The organism is Jutongia huaianensis (genome assembly GCF_014384985.1).
In the GTDB taxonomy this organism is placed as follows: Bacteria; Bacillota; Clostridia; order Lachnospirales; family Lachnospiraceae; genus Jutongia; species Jutongia huaianensis.
In genome coordinates this window covers 16,408-32,900 of sequence record NZ_JACRSX010000016.1, presented here as the reverse complement: position 1 = coordinate 32,900, position 16,493 = coordinate 16,408, and the positions used below count along the sequence as shown (strand labels likewise).

Genomic DNA, 16,493 nt, shown 5'->3' with positions numbered 1-16,493 from the left:
GTCATGGTGTGGCAGCTCCCTTTTTGCATTGTCCTCTGGTATTCAGAATCCTTCCCGCAATCCGGAATCCCACCTCAAACACCAGAATTCCTCCGAAAACATCAACGATCACATGCTGCTTGATCAGCAGGGTCGAAGCAAAGACGCCCAAAGACATCAAGATCGTAATAATTTTGTAGGTGCGGTTTGATTTTTTTAAGAGAAAGGCGGCACGAATACATGCCCAGCTTTCCAGACAGTGAATGGACGGAAAAAGATTGACCGGTGCATCAATAGTGTAGATTAGCTGTACCAGACGGCTGCACAGATCGGTTCCGGAGATTTCCGGACGGGTGAGCGTGGTTGGGAACAGCAGAAAAAAGAAAAGACAGATTATTTTGGCGTAGATATTACTGATGGCAAAACGATAGCACAGCTCCCGGCTGTCTCTGGCAATGAGAATATAACTGACACCCCATTGTACAAAAGCCAGAATATAAAAAAACACAAAAGGAGCAACAAAGGGAAGGGCTTTATCAAAAGAAGTCTCCCAGGAGGAAAAGGTCAGAAAGTGGCGTAGCTGCCCCACTCCGGTATAGACGCAGGTGTTGACCAGAAGAGCCAGCCCCAGCGGGAGAATGGCATATTTTGGTATCAATGATTTAAGCCTGCTTTGCATGTCCGATCACCTCTCCCATTTTTACTGTGGTTTCCCTGCCTGACAGAGAATGCGTTAAAAGATCCTGACGGATCCGCACCTGATCCGGTTCGATCAGCAGAATGATCGTGGAGCCGCCATATTGAAAAAATCCCTTTTCTTTACCGCGGACAGCAGTTCCCTCATTCTCGTGATTTACAATGCGTCCCACCAGCATAGCGCCCACCTCCATCTGGGTCACAGTACCGAAATGGGAGGTCCGGATCAAGGTGTATTCCCGGCTGTTTTCTGTGAAAACGGGTACCTGTTCCAACGCAACGGGGCGCACCGTATGCAGTACGCCGGGGATAAAAAAATTTTTGCTTTTAGGTCCGGAGTCCACGTAGCAGTAGCGGTGGTAATGGTCAACGCAAAGGCGAAAGACAAGACAGTATCCACCCTGATAGCGGGCTGCCAGCTTCTTGCTGTGCAGCAGGGACGGTAATGTGTAGTGACTCTGCTTAATGGGAAGCACGGTGTCTCCCTGAACCGGCCAGACTGATATAAGGCCGTCGCACGGGGCGATCAGATGTTCCGGATCCCGGTCGATGGGACGGAGTCCATCCCGGATCTTTCGGGAGAAGAAATCGTTAAAGCTTTGAACATTGTCCATTTCATAGTCAGACAGCCTGATCCGATTATGACGTGCAAATGGTCTGACCAGAAAATGGGACAGCTTTGAATCCAGAAAAGCACCGCAGGCCCTTGATAATGCAGGCGCCGTCAGGGGCTTTAGAAGCAGTCTGCCCGGTGTTGTATGATAAAGAAAATGAAGTGTATTCATAGTATTCTCCATTATTTAGCAAATAATTAATGTCTCAGGCACAGCAGTTTCAAGATCAGAATAATAAACTCCACAGCACCAAAGGTGATCAACAAGGCAATTCCACGATTCTGCGGTTTTTTGATCTGTATTTTGGACAGGAAGAAAAGCCCTGTCAGAATCATAACTCCAAAGTAAAGAAGTGTCAGATCGGCGCGGAGCAGAAGATGGAACAGCAATACCGCCGGGAAGATCAGGGCTGCAGATGTCACAGGCAGTCCGGTGTAGATCTTGGCACCTGTTTCGTCCCGGTTCTGGTCTTCCTCCTCCATCACGTTAAAATATGCAAGACGGATCATAGCTGCCAGCACATACAACACAGCAATAAATGTCAGAATAAACTGCGTTGGCTTCGGATAATGCGTTAAGACGTAACTGGTAAATCCGGAAAGCCCCGGCATACGCAAGGCATAGCGGAGCATGGAAATTCCGATACTGGCAGGGAGCAGGCCAAAAGCGACCAGATCTGATAAAGAATCAATTTGAATGCCGAAATTTTTCATTTGTTCGGTGCGGTTCTTTTTGGTACGGGCAACCTTGCCGTCAAAGGTATCACATAAACCGGAAAACAACAGAAAGAACATTCCCAGATAAGGGTGTCCGATCCCATTCAGGCAAAGCATAATACCGGTTGCTCCCGACATCAGTGAAAGGTAGGTAAGAACTACTGTGTAATCATAAAATCCAATCATTTTCATTTCTCCATTTTCATTTTTCTTTTGCGAAGTACAATATAACCTGCGATCACCGTGACGAGACTCACGAGAATGCAGATATAGAAGGAAAGTCCGCGGCTTAAGATCTCCAGCCGGAATGCCTCATCCCTCGGCATAAGCCGGCAATAGCCCTTGAGCATCAGATAATCCGTGACTCCCATACCTCCAGGAATCGGTACGCAGTTTGATCCCAGCACCACATAGATCTGTGTAGCCAGCAAATGAGGCAGCTTATGCAGATCGCCATGCATGGCACCAAAGGAAAATAATGTAACAATGATCTGTGACATTCGCTGCAGTACATTGAGAAGGTATACCCTCCAAAGCATCCTGCGTCCCCCCAGTACGGCATCAACACAATGGCTGTACTTCTCAAGGGAAACAGAAAGCTTGCGTTCAATGCGTCCTGCGAGGCGGTGGCAGTGAAGCCGGTGCAGTAATCCGGTAATGCCGAGACAGATCGACTTCATAAGTTCCTGCTTTCGCAGCAGCATATAAAACAATATGCCGAGTCCCGCCAGAATCACACCTCCCGCCACGATCAAAATACGGCAGGCAATACTGAAATTCAGAAAGATCTTTGGAAAGATCAGAATGTCAGCAATACTAATGCTGATGATCGCCAGTGTGTACATGATCAGATTCAGCAGAAGAGCAGTCATGACTGCTGTGACCGGAATGCCATCCTGTACCATAAAGAATGCACTGGCAGGCTGCCCGCCGGAAGCCGAAGGGGTAATGGCAGAAAAATACACATCTGCGGCGGAATAAATAAATCCCTGTGACCGTTTCACCGGATAGCCCATATGCCGCAGGATTACCCGCAGAGCATCCCCTTCAAACCAGATAAATCCAAGCATGCTGACAGCGGCCGGTACAATGCCCGCCCAGGAGGACTCCCGGAGACTGGAAACCAGTTCATCCGGCGAAATACCGCTTCCTTTAAATACTGCGTAGATTGTGATTAAAGCGAGAATCAAAGTGACAATAAAACAGATAATTTTGTTTCTATTTTTATGTATTATTTCTTTCATATATTAACGCTTGTGCAAGTGCACGATCTCTTGTTGCGGATAATGATAATAAGCTACTTTCTTACTATAACATAAATTTAATGATAAAAGGGGTGTTATCATTAAAAAGAAGAAAAATTTAATAAATATAGATTATAAGGATGTTGTTTACCGGAAGAAAGGAGGGATAACAAACCCGCATTTCTGATGAGTTATTCTTATCGGAACATATAAGAAAAATATGCTTCCTTAAAGGCGGCATAATTATTCCGGGAAATGGGAATAATTATGTCGTTTTTGGTACTGATCTGAGTCTTGGTAAACTGTTCTACGTGGTTTAGATTTACGATATAGCTGCGATGGCACTTAAAGAAGCCCTTTTCCAGACTGAAGATTTCTTCACATTTGGAAAAAAGCTCTCGTATTTCTATGTCCGTATCATTGGACAGGGACACCAGGACTCTTTTGTTCTGTGCCTCCAGATAATCCACGTCCTCCAGTGTGATCCTGCAAAAGCCTGTGTCGGTCTGGGCGGCAAAGGATTCGCGGGCTGTGTGGGTTGTTTCCCAAAAATCATCCAGGACACGAAAAAGATGATCGCTTTCAAGGGGCTTCATCAGGTAATGAAATGCCTTGACATCATAAGAATCCACTGCATACTCACGGGAGGAGGTCAGAAAAATAATCGGGACCGACTGATGATCATGGCGCAATTCTCTCGCGGTATCCATTCCGTTGAGAAGAGGCATAATGATATCAAGAATGATCAGGTCCATACAATATGTCTGGTGTGCCTGGATCAGGTCATCTCCATTGGTGAAGCGGTACGGGGTGATATCAATTCCCCGCTGATCTGCCCATTGTTTTAAAAGACGTTCTGTTTCATCTAAATATGATAACTCATCATCACAAATTGCTATCTTCATAAAACGGTACCTCAAAAAATAATATCCATGCTTTGCCGAAAAGCCATAAAACTTGAAGCGCAGGCACAAATAGCAGTTCTCAAATTATAATTCTTAATATAAATGTATGATTCAATACAGAAAAATGATACTGTCCGTGCAGCTGCTCTACATAGTATACAATACTTTTAACTCCAATGCCATGCCCTTTTTCGCTGGATGCGGGAATTCCGTCAATAAATTTTGGAACCTTATCCACGGGATTCTCGATTTCCAAGAGAAGCTGGTGATCCTTCTGGGTCAGGGAGAGACGGGCCCATTTGTCGTCGGACTGCAGCTTTTCCAGAGAGTGCATGGCATTTTCAAGGGCATTGGACAGGATCGTACAGATAGCAAGATCCGGGCAGGAAAGCGTTTCGCCGGTGCGTATCGTACAATGCAGCGCGAAGCCCTTGTCCGAAAAGCGCATCTGATAAATAGAAATAACAGAATTGATCATTTCGTTACGGCTGTATCGTTCAATGATCGTCTCATCATAAGCATCACCGATTTCTTTAATATATTTGCGTGCCGGTTCGGTAGAATCTTCCTGTAGCAGTGTCATCAGAATATTCAGGTGATGGCGCATATCATGGCGCAGGATAGAAAGCTCCTGTTTGCTGTTTCGAACTTGGTCAATCTCTTTTTGAATGGATAAAAGCTGAATTTCCATAAGATCGCTGTATTGACGGATTTCCTGTTTCTTTTCGAATTCTTTATAGTACACCAGCAGAAAGATCAGATATGCAATACAGAATGCAAAGCTCATAAACTCTACGACAGCCTTATTGCCGGAGTAGAGCAGATGGGAAAATTTCGTTGTGGCATAATCAAAAATATAATAGGTTAGCGGAAGAAAACCGATCACGCAAAGCTCTCGTTTTTCTTTTGCAAATACAGCCGCAGTTGTGCGGCACACAAAACGGCAGAGCAGAAAAAAAGTCACAAGCGTTGTGATAATACGCGCCGTATAATAGCACCAGTCCTGCCCGGTAAGATCCAAAACAAACAATCCGACCCAGGTGCTTACCTGACAGCATAAGTAAGCGGAAAATATCGAGGTAAAGCAGGAGAGCAGCGGATATTTATAATATAAAAAAAGAAAGATTGCCAGAGGCAGGTGAACGATCAGCGGATAGATCTGCCGCGCAAAGGAATCGCTGATGGTCAGAGAGAACAGGAGATAGGTAAGTCCCTCTCCGCAAAAAAATAAAAAAAGGATGCCGGTATTTTTGTAATTCTGACGGACACCCAGAAAAAAGGCGGAGATGTAAATGCCAAACAGTAATGTCGTCAGGTCGTGTGTCATAGATAAAATTTCAACGGGCATTGGCAGTCCTCCTTTATGTCATAGTTTAATTATAAAAGAACTTTATAGGAAATACAACAGAATCCTTTTACCATTCACGCCATATATGCTCCGTTCGCGCAAAAAACAGCAACGCAGATGCGGAAATGATATACTAATGTTGTTAAATAATGAAAAAATAATTTTCCGGAAGGAAAGCAAGAACAAGGAGGAAAATGCATGAAAAGATTATTAAAAAGATTATCAATATGTTTCATGATGTTATTAAGTCTGACTGTGTTTATGCAGGTAACACCTGCAAGTGCAGCAGACGATCAGGAGGTCACGATCTATGATATCAGAAGTGATTATGGGGTCAAGGTCAAGGTGCCGGCAGATCTGCCGAAGGAATATCAAATACCGGACTATGTTAGGGGTACCCGGTACGAGGTAGTGTCTGGATCTGATTCTGTGACTGTATCAGCGAAAGGTTTGGTTACGGCCAAGCGCAGTTATTGGAAGATATATGAGAACGGATGGGTGCTGGCTGCCAGTCCGAGCAACTATGATTACTATACGATCACACCCGGCGATGCAGTGATCGAAATTACTTACAAGGGTGAGACGAAAAGCCTGACGGTGCATCTTGTAAATTATGAATCTGTTTATGTGGATCAGGTAATACAAGATTACATTGATGCAAATATCAAAGATGATATGAGTGACATGGATTTGGTAAATGCGATTGCGAAGTTTGCAGCACAGTATGATTATCTCAAAACATCTTCTTCTCTTTCGGATATGGTGATTTTGAAAAGCTGTAATGATAAAGCTGCAACAGAAGCGGTTGTCAAGTTGTCTGAGAAACTGGGATATGATGCCTGGTCGATTGATGAAACGAAAAAGGATTCCAGCAGGAAGCTTGCTCTGGTAAAGATCAACGATCAGTATTATCAGATTGATGCCGGTCTGAATCAGGAAAAGGACAGCGGATATCGTCCATATGCGGTTACGAAAAGGAACACGCTTTTCCGGTATGAATTAGACGGGGAAAATGCAAAGATTACATCCTATGATGGAAAAGAATCTCCAAAGATTTTGGAAGTGCCATCCAGGATTGATGGATATACAGTGACCGGTATCGGCTTCAAAGGTCTTGGGAATCTGGACTGCACGAAGATTGTTTTGCCGGATACGTTAAAAACATTGGATGGACGTGTTTTTTATAATTGCAAGAATCTGAAAGAGCTGGAGATACCGGCGTCAGTAGATACAATTTCTGCTGCGATCACAGACGGCTGCATCAATTTGGATACACTTACCGTAGCAAAGGACAATCCGACATTTATGTCCAAAGATAATGCAATTTACAGTAAGGATGAAACAGAACTTGTTACTGTGACAATTGTTTCAGAGTTTAAAGTTCCTGATACGGTAACAGTAATTGGACCGGATGTATTTTTCAATAATACAAATCTGATCAGCGTGGAGATCCCGTCAAGTGTAGTGAAGATAGGTGATTCCGCATTTAACAGTTGTAAGAACTTAAGAAGTATACAGCTGCCGGAAAAATTGGTGGAAATTGGTGAAAACTGCTTTTGGGGAGATGACAATTTATCGGTGGTTCGGATCCCGGCTACCGTAACAAATATTGGATATGGTGCATTTCTCAACTGTAAAGGATTGACTGCGGTATATTTTTATGGAGACCTGCCACAGTTTCAGTCGTCTGAACCGACAATGCGTGCCAATATGATTTTTAGCAGCTGCAGGAAACTCAAGACAGCATATTATCCAAGTGGAAATACGACCTGGACAGCAGACGGTGTTGCGAAAAAGCTGTCATACCAGGTAGAAACAGGTAAAACACTCACTTGGAGTACCTGGGATCCAAGCACGGTGCAGTCTATTTCAAGTGCCCAGATTACTCTGCCGGCTGCAACATACACATATACAGGAACAGCGTTTACTCCTGCAATTACTGTGACTTTGCAGGGTAAAACTTTGACAAATGGAACCGATTATGTAGTAAGTTATTTTGATAATATCAATGCCGGTACTGCCCAGATACAGGTAACCGGATGCGGCAGTTATGAGGGTGTGGCAAAAAACATTTTCCAGATTAACAAAGGATCGCTTAAGGAAACTCCACTTGTAACAGTGAATAAATTAATGGTGGGAAAGACAGCTCGATTTACAAAGATTTCCTCTGTTGAATGGCAGTTTCAATCAGACAATACAGAGGTAGCAACCGTAACATCCGAAGGTGTGATCACAGCAATAGCACCGGGTACAGTTCAGGTTACAGCGATTTATCCGGGCGATGAAAATTATAATATGAAGGGCGTCAGCTACTCTATTGAAGTTATTGCAGATCCGAATGCAACTCCGACACCGGTACCTACGGCAACACCGGGGGCCATTACCACGGCAACACCGGGAGCCATTAGCACAGCAACACCGGGAGCCATTACCACGGCGACACCGGGAGCAGTCACTACAGCAGCACCGGGAGCGGTTACTACGGCGACACCGGGAGCAGTCACTACAGCAACACCGGGAGCAGTTACCACGGCGAAACCGGGAGAGAGTAGTAAGCCGGCCGGACCGTCAGGCAGTGGAAAACCGGATGTAACGGCGAAACCGGGAGAGAGTGATAAGCCGAATGTACCAACCGCAGCACCGGGAGAGAGTGGTAAGCCGGCGAAACCGTCAGCATCACCGTCAGAGAGCAACAAGCCGAATGTGCCAACCGCAGCACCGGGTGGAAGTGATAAGCCGGCGAATCCAAGCGCAGCGCCGGGTGCATCAAAGAAGCCGTCTTCAACAGCAGTACCAACCCAGAAGCCGACCTCCACAAAAGCACCATCTTCAACGAGGAATGGAAAAACATCTGTAACCGTTGGATCTACTGTAACTTACAAAAATGCAAAATATCGCATTACCGGAAAGAATACTGCTGAATTTGTCGGTATTGTTAAGGGCAAGACAGTAAATATACCAGATACCATTACCGTGGGAGGGAAGGTTTATAAGATAACCTCTATTGCTGCCAACGCATGTAGAGACAATACAAAGATTACGAAGCTTGTCATTGGAAAGAATGTAAAGAAGATTGGAAAAGAAGCATTCAGGAATTGTACAAAGCTGAAGAGCATTAATTGCAAGACGAAATTGTTAAAGGCAGGTAAAGTCAAGAAAAACGCATTTAAGGGCGTGAACAAAAAGGTTGTTTTGAAGGTGCCAAAGGCACAGAAAAGCCTTTATAAAAAATTGTTTATTTTCTAAGGTCAGATAAAGGAAAAGGAATGAACCGTTGTAAGTGGGTTATGCCGGGAGGTGTAACCCGCTTATTTTGTGTTCTTTTATCCTGCTTTATGAAAAATGTCGTTTTCTATGGAAAATAAAGGAATTCACGAAATTTGCCGATTATTATAGTAAGGATATGTTGTATCAGAACATGGATGTGTGCGCAGACCGAAGGTTTGCTTTCAAGGAGAATGAAAATGAAACAGGGAATGATTACAGGGAATATGGACGGTTCCTATCGCCGGGGCAGGACGACAGTGACCGGACATTCCAAAAGCCGGAGAACTTCAGCAGAAAAAACAAGGCGTACGGCGTCAACAGGTATAGCGAATGGAAAGCAGGGTGCTGTGGATCGCAGAGGCATTTATGATGAGAATGTGCAGTACGATGTGTCGGAGGGCAGAAGCAGAGTAGCGCAGATCTTAAGGCAACAGCAAAATATGTATTCCTATGAGGAAGACAGCTGCGTTACCGATCAGGGGGCAGGAGCGTCGGAAGACGCTGTACCGGAAAAGGGACAGATGACGAACCGGGCAAATGAAAAAACTCCGGTGAAGACGGGCACTGTGACTGCGGAACAAACAGCAGAAAGCGAAGCGGAGACTGACGGGGAGGATGTATCGGAAAATGCAGATACCCAGGGATATTCTGAGTCGGATATAGAGTATATGGAGCGTCTTCTGGAAAGCATGCGCAAAAGCAGGGAAAATATATCTAAAACCAATGCAAATGCAAAGAAGACACTCACCTATAATTACCGTAAAGTTTCCGGTGCAATTATGCGTGCCAAAACCAGAATCCAGGCGGGAAATGCCCTTGCTTCTGCAAAGTCAGAGCTTTCCGGTCTGAAACGCAAGGCGGGGTCCGGACAGTATAAGGACGAGGAACTGCAGATTGCGATCAATCATGCCAATAAAATGATCCGGACGGCACGTCGGAAGATGTCTCATCTGAAGCTGGAGGAAATGCAGAAAAAGAGTGACAACGATACGGTACACAGCAAAGAACGAAAAAATGAGAATATAAAAAAGCAGGAGCATGTACAAAACAGTACCGCAGTCAAAGCGGATCTGGATCAGCAGGTGCTCCAGTTAAAAAAGAGATTAAAGCAGATCACCAAAGCGGAGAAGAACGGGCATCGTCGTTCTGAAAATTATGACCTTCTGCAGGCAGACATGGAATATTTAAAAAGAAAGATCGATCTGCTCCGGCAGGATCAGTCCGGACAGAGCAGCGATACAACGCAGCAGAATGGCATGGAGAGTGCAGCGGGAACGGATATTGTGACCGGGACAACGACAGTGACGGGGACAGATACTTCTCAAAATGCCTCTGCGGCACAGGTGGCAGAGCAGGGAATGGCAGAACGGGCAGATTCCCCGCCGGCTACGGTTTTATAAAACAAAATACAATGTTATCTTACACGGCGCTTCGGCGCCGTATTTTAATGACATTAACGAAAATATGTGGTATAATTTGAAGGACAGACAAGCATAATATAAACAGAAGTATGATTATTATGAATAGAGGTCTGTTATGAGTAAAAATGAAAAATGGAAACCTATCATTCCGGCAGATAAAACACTGCCGGAATTTACACCAGTTTCTTTGATACTGGGACTGATTCTTGCTGTCGTATTTGGAGCGGCCAATGCTTATCTGGGATTGCGGGTTGGTATGACAGTTTCAGCGTCCATTCCGGCAGCAGTTATTTCCATGGGGATTTTGCGGTATCTGCTTCGCAGGGATTCCATCCTGGAAAACAACATGGTGCAGACCATTGGGTCGGCGGGAGAGTCTCTGGCGGCAGGAGCCATCTTTACCATGCCGGCGTTATTTATGTGGGCAGAGGAAAGCCATGAGGTGGCGATGCCGTCGTTTACGGAGATTGCTGCGATCGCAGTCTGCGGCGGGCTGTTGGGTGTCCTGTTTATGGTACCCCTTCGCAATGCGTTGATCGTGGAGGAACACGGGGCATTGCCGTTTCCGGAAGGGACAGCATGTGCGGAGGTGCTTCTGGCGGGAGAAGAAGGCGGTGCAAAATCAAAGGTAGTTTTTGCCGGGCTTGGGATTTCAGCACTGTATAAGTTTATTACAGACGGTTTGAAGCTGTTTCCATCGGAGGTACATTGGAATCTTCGTTCTCTCCGTACGGCGTTTGGTCTGGATGTGCTGCCGGCGCTGGCAGGAGTCGGTTATATCTGTGGCCGGCGGGTAGCGGCAAATATGTTTGCCGGTGGTGTGCTTGGCTGGTTTGTACTGATTCCGGCGATCGTTCTGTTTGGCGGCGATAATATGATCGCACCTGCTGCGGACCGGATTTCCGAAATGGACGTAATGAGCATCTGGGGAAGTTATATCCGGTATATCGGGGCAGGAGCCGTGGCGGCAGGAGGTATTATCAGTCTGATCAAGACATTTCCGGTGATCCTGCGGACCTTTACCAAGGCGGTCAGGGGCATTGGAGTACAACGGCAGGACGCTCTGCGCACCTCAAGGGAGCTTCCTATGGGAGCGGTTCTGGCAGGTGTATTGCTGATCGCCGTGGTGATCTGGCTTCTGCCGTCTGTTCCGGTCCGTTTGTTTGGGGCAATGCTGGTGATCATCTTTGGATTTTTCTTTGCGACGGTGTCCAGCCGTATGGTGGGGCTTGTGGGGTCCTCCAATAATCCGGTCTCCGGTATGGCGATCGCAACTCTGCTGATCGCGACGGCACTGTTGAAGGGAACAGGAATGACCGGGTATACCGGTATGGTATCTGCGATTTGTGTGGGGACGGTGATCTGTATCGTGGCAGCAATGGCAGGAGATACATCACAGGATCTTAAAACAGGCTTTATCGTGGGAGCCACTCCTATGTGGCAGCAGATCGGAGAGCTGATCGGTGCGGTTGTGGCGGCACTTACCATTGGCGGTGTGATGTATCTGCTTCATGCGGCATGGGGTTTTGGTAATTCGTCACAGCTTCCGGCACCGCAGGCAACCCTGATGAAGCTGGTGGTAGAGGGCGTGATGGGTGGCACATTACCTTGGGGGCTTGTCTTTTGCGGAGTTTTTGTTGCCATTGTGATTGAGATCCTGGGGCTCCCGGTATTACCTGTTTCCATCGGCCTTTATCTGCCGATTCATCTGTCAGCTCCGATTTTTGTGGGAGGAATGATCCGGAAACTGGTAGAATCCCAAAAGGCGGACACAGAGGAAGCAGCCGCTTTAAAAAAAGACCGCGTGGACAGAGGTCTTTTATACAGCTCCGGTATGATTGCCGGAGAGGGACTGATTGGTATTTTTCTTGCCGTTCTCGCAGTAATTCCGATGCGGGGAGGAACGGTAGCACAATATATACAGCTTAATTTTTCATTGGGAAATGCAGGAGGCATTGTATTTTTTATTTTCTTGCTGCTTTCATTTTTAGGTATTGTTAGAAAGGTGAGGTAATTTGTATGGCAGTATTAGAAGGATTGGAACCACAGGAGGTTTTTCGATGGTTTGAGGCAATCTGCGGGATTCCCCATGGTTCATCAGACGCCGGAAGGATCAGTGATTTTCTGGTGGATTTTGCGGTGCAGAGGGGACTCAAATACCGGCAGGATGAATGGAATAATGTCATCATATGGAAAGCGGCTTCTCCCGGATATGAGCAGTCGGCACCGGTGATGCTGCAGGGGCATATGGATATGGTCTGTGAGAAGGAAGCGGACTGTGATATTGATTTTGCTGCAGAGGGACTCCGGCTGAAGCTTCAGGATGGTGTGATTTTTGCAGAGGGAACGACACTGGGTGGCGATGATGGCATTGCGGTAGCGTATGCTCTGGCGATCCTTGATGCAGAGGATATTCCACATCCGCCGCTGGAGGCAGTCTTCACAGTAGACGAGGAGATTGGTATGCTGGGGGCGGCAGCCATGGACTGCTCTGATCTTCATTCGCGGATCATGCTGAATCTCGATTCGGAGGATGAGGGACATTTGCTGGTAAGCTGTGCCGGGGGTGTCACCACAGAGGCGCATCTGCCGGTAGTCTGGGAGACTGCGGGCGGAGAAGTGATAAGACTTACCATAACAGGCTTGCAGGGCGGTCATTCCGGTGTCGAGATCGACAAGGGGCGTGGTAATGCATGCCGTCTGCTGGGCAGGACACTCTATGCGTTGAAGGAGGCAGGGAACTTCCGGCTGCTTCGGCTGGATGGAGGCATGAAGGACAATGCCATACCGAGGGAGGCTGTGGCAGAGCTTGTGTGTGAATCGGGAGATTACAGCAGAATCATAGACGGTTTGAGGGAGATGTACCGGAATGAGTACAGACAAACGGATCCGGATATTGACATATTATGGGAAAGACAAGGGGTCAAAACGGGACAGAAGGCTATGACGAGCCGGGACACAGACCGGGTGATCGCTGCACTGGTAAATCTGCCGGGCGGGATTCAGAGGATGAGCTTTGATATTCCGGGACTGGTGCAGACCTCGTTAAACCTTGGTATTATGATCACGAAGCAGGAAGAGGTGTCCTTCTCCTTTTCTGTCAGAAGCAGCATTGGCTCCGAGAAGGAAGAACTGGTACAGAGAATACAATGTCTGATGGAGGCTTTGGGAGGAAGTGTTACATGCACCGGGGCATATCCGGCATGGGAGTACCGGCAGGATTCCCCGCTGAGGGATCTGATGATACAGATCTATCAGGAGCAGTATGGAGAGAAGCCGGTGGTAGAGGCACTTCATGCCGGAGTGGAATGTGGCCTGTTTGCCGGAAAGCTGCCGGGACTGGACTGTGTATCTTTTGGTCCGGATATGGATGATATTCATACACCAAAAGAGTCTATGAATGTGGAAAGTGTACGCAGAACCTGGAAATATGTTCTGGAGATCTTAAGAAGGTTAAAGTAAAAGTGCAGCAAGAGAAATGGGGAACGTTATGGGAAAATATTTGGTTGTTTCCAGAGTGGAGACACTTCGGGAGCATATGGCACTGAGCAGAGAGTATGGGGTTGGATTTGAGATCAACGATTTCTTTGATCCGGAGTTGTTAGAGAATCCGGAAAGACAGCAGGAGATCATAGATACTTATCTGGAAGCGGGACTTCCGGAGGGGAGTACTATGCACGGTGCATTTCTGGATGTGACGGTATTCAGTCAGGATCCGCTGGTCCGGGAGGTATCGCAGAGGCGGATGCGCCAGAGCATGGAGATTGCAAGAAAGCTGCAGGTGAAGGGTGTGGTATTTCACACCAATGTCAATCCGATGCTTTCCTCCAGAGAATATGATATCCGGGCCATTGATATGACGGCAGATTATCTGAAAATACTTCTGGCCAATTTTCCGGACATAGAGATTTATCTGGAAAATATGTTTGATGCTTCCCCGGATATTCTGGTGAGGATTTCAGAGAGGCTCATGGATTTTCCTAATTACGGTGTCTGTTTTGATTATGCCCACGCTGTGATCTATGGATTTCCGATGGCAGTCTGGATCCGCCAGCTGGCACCGTATATGAAGCATATACATATTAACGATAATGATCTCAAGCATGATCTTCACCTGGCTTTAGGCACAGGCAAGATCATATGGAGCCAGTTTTTTGATTATTATGATACATATTTTAGTAACTGTTCGGTGCTGATCGAGACACCGCAGCCGGAAGCACAAAGGATATCATTAGAATACTTGACAGATATAGGAGGCTTATATGGAGAATAGGCGGGTATTAAATGCAGAGGAACTATTAGAAAAGATATTTTTCTTTATGAATGAGATGGTAGATACGAAGGATTTCGGGTCTACGATCCTGCTTTTGACAGAACTTGGGCGTACTCTTGCCAATTCGGAAAGAGCCTCCTTCTGGTACTGGGACAGAGCCAAGAAAGAGTATTGGACACTGGTAGCGCTTGACAGTCCCCGTATCGTGGTTCCGGAGGGAAGCGGTATCGTGGGAGCCTCGATAGCCGGCAATGAGACGATTCTGATCAACGATCCTTATCAGGATGACCGGTTTAATCAGGAGGTGGACAAAGAGACGGGATACCAGACCAGATCCATTCTCTGTATTCCGGTGACGAACTCCAAGGGGGATGTGATTGGGGCATATCAGGCGATCAATAAAATGGATGATCAGGGATATTGGTATTTTGATGACCGGGATGAAAAGCGACTTGCAATGGCGGCTGTTTTTTGTGGCAAAACACTGGAGTCCCAGATTTTGTACAGTGAATCGCAGCTTGATCAGTTGACGGGGTTGAAAAACCGCCGGGGATACTATGAATATTATGAAAAGAATGTCCATCCTTATCTGTTGAAACAATCCTGTTCCATTGTGATGGCAGACATTGATTTCTTTAAACGTGTCAATGATACCTATGGACATAATGCAGGAGATGTTGTATTGAAATGCATTGCTTCTATTCTCAGAAATATGGCGGGAACATCCGGTGAGGTGATCCGCTGGGGCGGCGAGGAGTTTGTGATCCTTTTAAAGGAGTGTGCCGTGTCCCAGGCGGCAGCTTTTGCTGAGAATGTCCGCAAAAAGGTAGAGTCTTCCATCTGTTATTTTGAAGATGTGCCGATCCGCGTGACTATGTCCTTTGGTGTGAAGGCACTGGATTCCAATTTGTCACCGGAGGAGAATGTAAAGGGTGTGGATGAGAAGCTTTATGAAGCCAAAACGGCTGGACGCAACCGGGTAGCGGTTGATGAAATCTGATGTAGGGGGATAGATTGGGTATGGGAAAATCCGTTTTTATCAGTTACAGCTCAAAGGATGAGCGATACATAAAAAAAATGACACAGATGCTGGAGAAAATGGGGATTTCATATTGGATCGCACCGGATATGATACCGGCGGGTTCAAATTATGCCAGAGAGATTCCAAAAGCGATCCGGGATTGCGAGATATTTTTGCTGGTTCTTTCCCAGGCATCCCAGCAGTCAATCTGGGTAGAAAAGGAGATTGACAGTGCCATTTATTACCGGAAAACTATTGTGCCGTTTCAGATTGATGACAGCGCAATGACAGATATGTTCCGGTTTTATCTGAATAATGTGCAGACGATTCGTTGTGCCAACCGGCCGAAGGAAGCGATCGAGGAATTGAAGCATCGTCTCAGATCACTTTTGATGGGACCGAAGGAGGTTGCAGGAAATATAACTGTACCAAATAGCGGACAGAACAAGGATAGACAGGCAGGGAAAGGATCAGAACAGCATAGCGCAAAGCCGGAGCCGTCCAAGGAACAGGAAACATCAAAAACAGAGAATGTGACCAAATCGGAGCCGCAGGAGAAGCCGGACCCAAAACAGCACAGTACAACGGGAATCCGCAAAAAAAGATCTTCATTTCTGGGATCAAGCGGCATTCCCACAGAGTGTAAATATTGTGGCGGGAAGCTGGAGAAAATCTCTCAGGGAGTATACCGTTGTAAAGAATGTGGCAAAGAAAATTATGATTATCTCCGGACGGTACGCAATTTTCTTCAAAGAAACGGAGCAAAACCGGCGTTTGTGATCGAACGGGAGACCGGTGTCCCCCGGAAGGTGATCGAACAGCTGATCTCGCAGGAGTATCTGGAGATACCGAAGATGGAGACCGCAAGGCTTTCATGTGTGCGCTGCGGAGCATCGATCCGGACAGGTACTTTATGTGACCGGTGTAAAGAAATTGGAATCCGGACAGGAAGCTCTTCTTCCGGAACGGGAGGCTGGCATTCCTCCAGACGTCGATAACTGCTATTTGT

At 46.5% G+C, this 16,493-nt stretch carries 13 protein-coding genes; 7 read left to right on the top strand and 6 right to left on the bottom strand.

The window, feature by feature from the left end; translation table 11 throughout:
- Position 1: 1 nt before the first annotated feature.
- The 6 genes from H8704_RS10865 to H8704_RS10840 all read right to left on the bottom strand — a co-directional run bounded on the left by H8704_RS10865 (position 2) and on the right by H8704_RS10840 (position 5,502).
- Positions 2-658 carry a phosphatase PAP2 family protein gene (locus tag H8704_RS10865; protein ID WP_249298281.1) on the bottom strand — a complete coding sequence of 219 codons (657 nt, stop codon included), beginning with the start codon at positions 656-658 and terminating at the stop codon, positions 2-4.
- Positions 642-1,460 carry a phosphatidylserine decarboxylase gene (locus tag H8704_RS10860; protein ID WP_249298280.1) on the bottom strand — a complete coding sequence of 273 codons (819 nt, stop codon included), beginning with the start codon at positions 1,458-1,460 and terminating at the stop codon, positions 642-644. Before H8704_RS10860 ends, H8704_RS10865 begins: the two co-directional genes overlap by 17 nt.
- Before the next feature lie 26 nt (positions 1,461-1,486).
- A complete protein-coding gene (locus tag H8704_RS10855) occupies positions 1,487-2,191 on the bottom strand; it encodes a CDP-alcohol phosphatidyltransferase family protein (RefSeq protein ID WP_249298279.1) in 705 nt (234 codons plus the stop codon).
- Positions 2,192-2,193: 2 nt separating this feature from the next.
- Positions 2,194-3,249 carry a lysylphosphatidylglycerol synthase transmembrane domain-containing protein gene (locus H8704_RS10850; RefSeq protein WP_249298278.1) on the bottom strand — a complete coding sequence of 352 codons (1,056 nt, stop codon included), beginning with the start codon at positions 3,247-3,249 and terminating at the stop codon, positions 2,194-2,196.
- Between the two features lie 197 nt (positions 3,250-3,446).
- A complete protein-coding gene (locus H8704_RS10845; RefSeq protein ID WP_249298277.1) occupies positions 3,447-4,154 on the bottom strand; it encodes a LytR/AlgR family response regulator transcription factor in 708 nt (235 codons plus the stop codon).
- Positions 4,155-4,233: 79 nt separating this feature from the next.
- Positions 4,234-5,502 carry a sensor histidine kinase gene (locus H8704_RS10840; protein ID WP_249298276.1) on the bottom strand — a complete coding sequence of 423 codons (1,269 nt, stop codon included), beginning with the start codon at positions 5,500-5,502 and terminating at the stop codon, positions 4,234-4,236.
- A gap of 198 nt (positions 5,503-5,700) precedes the next feature.
- Here H8704_RS10840 and H8704_RS10835 point away from each other — a divergent pair, with 198 nt between their 5' ends.
- The 7 genes from H8704_RS10835 to H8704_RS10805 all read left to right on the top strand — a co-directional run bounded on the left by H8704_RS10835 (position 5,701) and on the right by H8704_RS10805 (position 16,482).
- Positions 5,701-8,748 carry a leucine-rich repeat protein gene (locus tag H8704_RS10835; protein WP_249298275.1) on the top strand — a complete coding sequence of 1,016 codons (3,048 nt, stop codon included), beginning with the start codon at positions 5,701-5,703 and terminating at the stop codon, positions 8,746-8,748.
- A gap of 218 nt (positions 8,749-8,966) precedes the next feature.
- A complete protein-coding gene (locus tag H8704_RS10830) occupies positions 8,967-10,169 on the top strand; it encodes a transcription initiation factor TFIID subunit 1 family protein (RefSeq protein WP_249298274.1) in 1,203 nt (400 codons plus the stop codon).
- 136 nt (positions 10,170-10,305) lie between these two features.
- Positions 10,306-12,204, top strand: a complete 1,899-nt coding sequence (locus H8704_RS10825; protein WP_249298273.1) for an OPT family oligopeptide transporter — start codon at positions 10,306-10,308, stop codon at positions 12,202-12,204.
- A 5-nt stretch (positions 12,205-12,209) separates the two neighbouring features.
- The gene (locus tag H8704_RS10820) at positions 12,210-13,652 is read left to right on the top strand and encodes an aminoacyl-histidine dipeptidase (protein WP_249298272.1); all 1,443 of its coding nucleotides are present in this window, start codon (positions 12,210-12,212) and stop codon (positions 13,650-13,652) included.
- 28 nt (positions 13,653-13,680) lie between these two features.
- Positions 13,681-14,463 carry a sugar phosphate isomerase/epimerase family protein gene (locus H8704_RS10815; RefSeq protein WP_249298271.1) on the top strand — a complete coding sequence of 261 codons (783 nt, stop codon included), beginning with the start codon at positions 13,681-13,683 and terminating at the stop codon, positions 14,461-14,463.
- The gene (locus H8704_RS10810) at positions 14,453-15,463 is read left to right on the top strand and encodes a sensor domain-containing diguanylate cyclase (RefSeq protein WP_249298270.1); all 1,011 of its coding nucleotides are present in this window, start codon (positions 14,453-14,455) and stop codon (positions 15,461-15,463) included. The genes H8704_RS10815 and H8704_RS10810 overlap by 11 nt, the downstream gene beginning before the upstream one ends.
- A 20-nt stretch (positions 15,464-15,483) precedes the next feature.
- The gene (locus H8704_RS10805; protein ID WP_249298269.1) at positions 15,484-16,482 is read left to right on the top strand and encodes a TIR domain-containing protein; all 999 of its coding nucleotides are present in this window, start codon (positions 15,484-15,486) and stop codon (positions 16,480-16,482) included.
- The last annotated feature ends 11 nt before the right edge of the window (positions 16,483-16,493 follow it).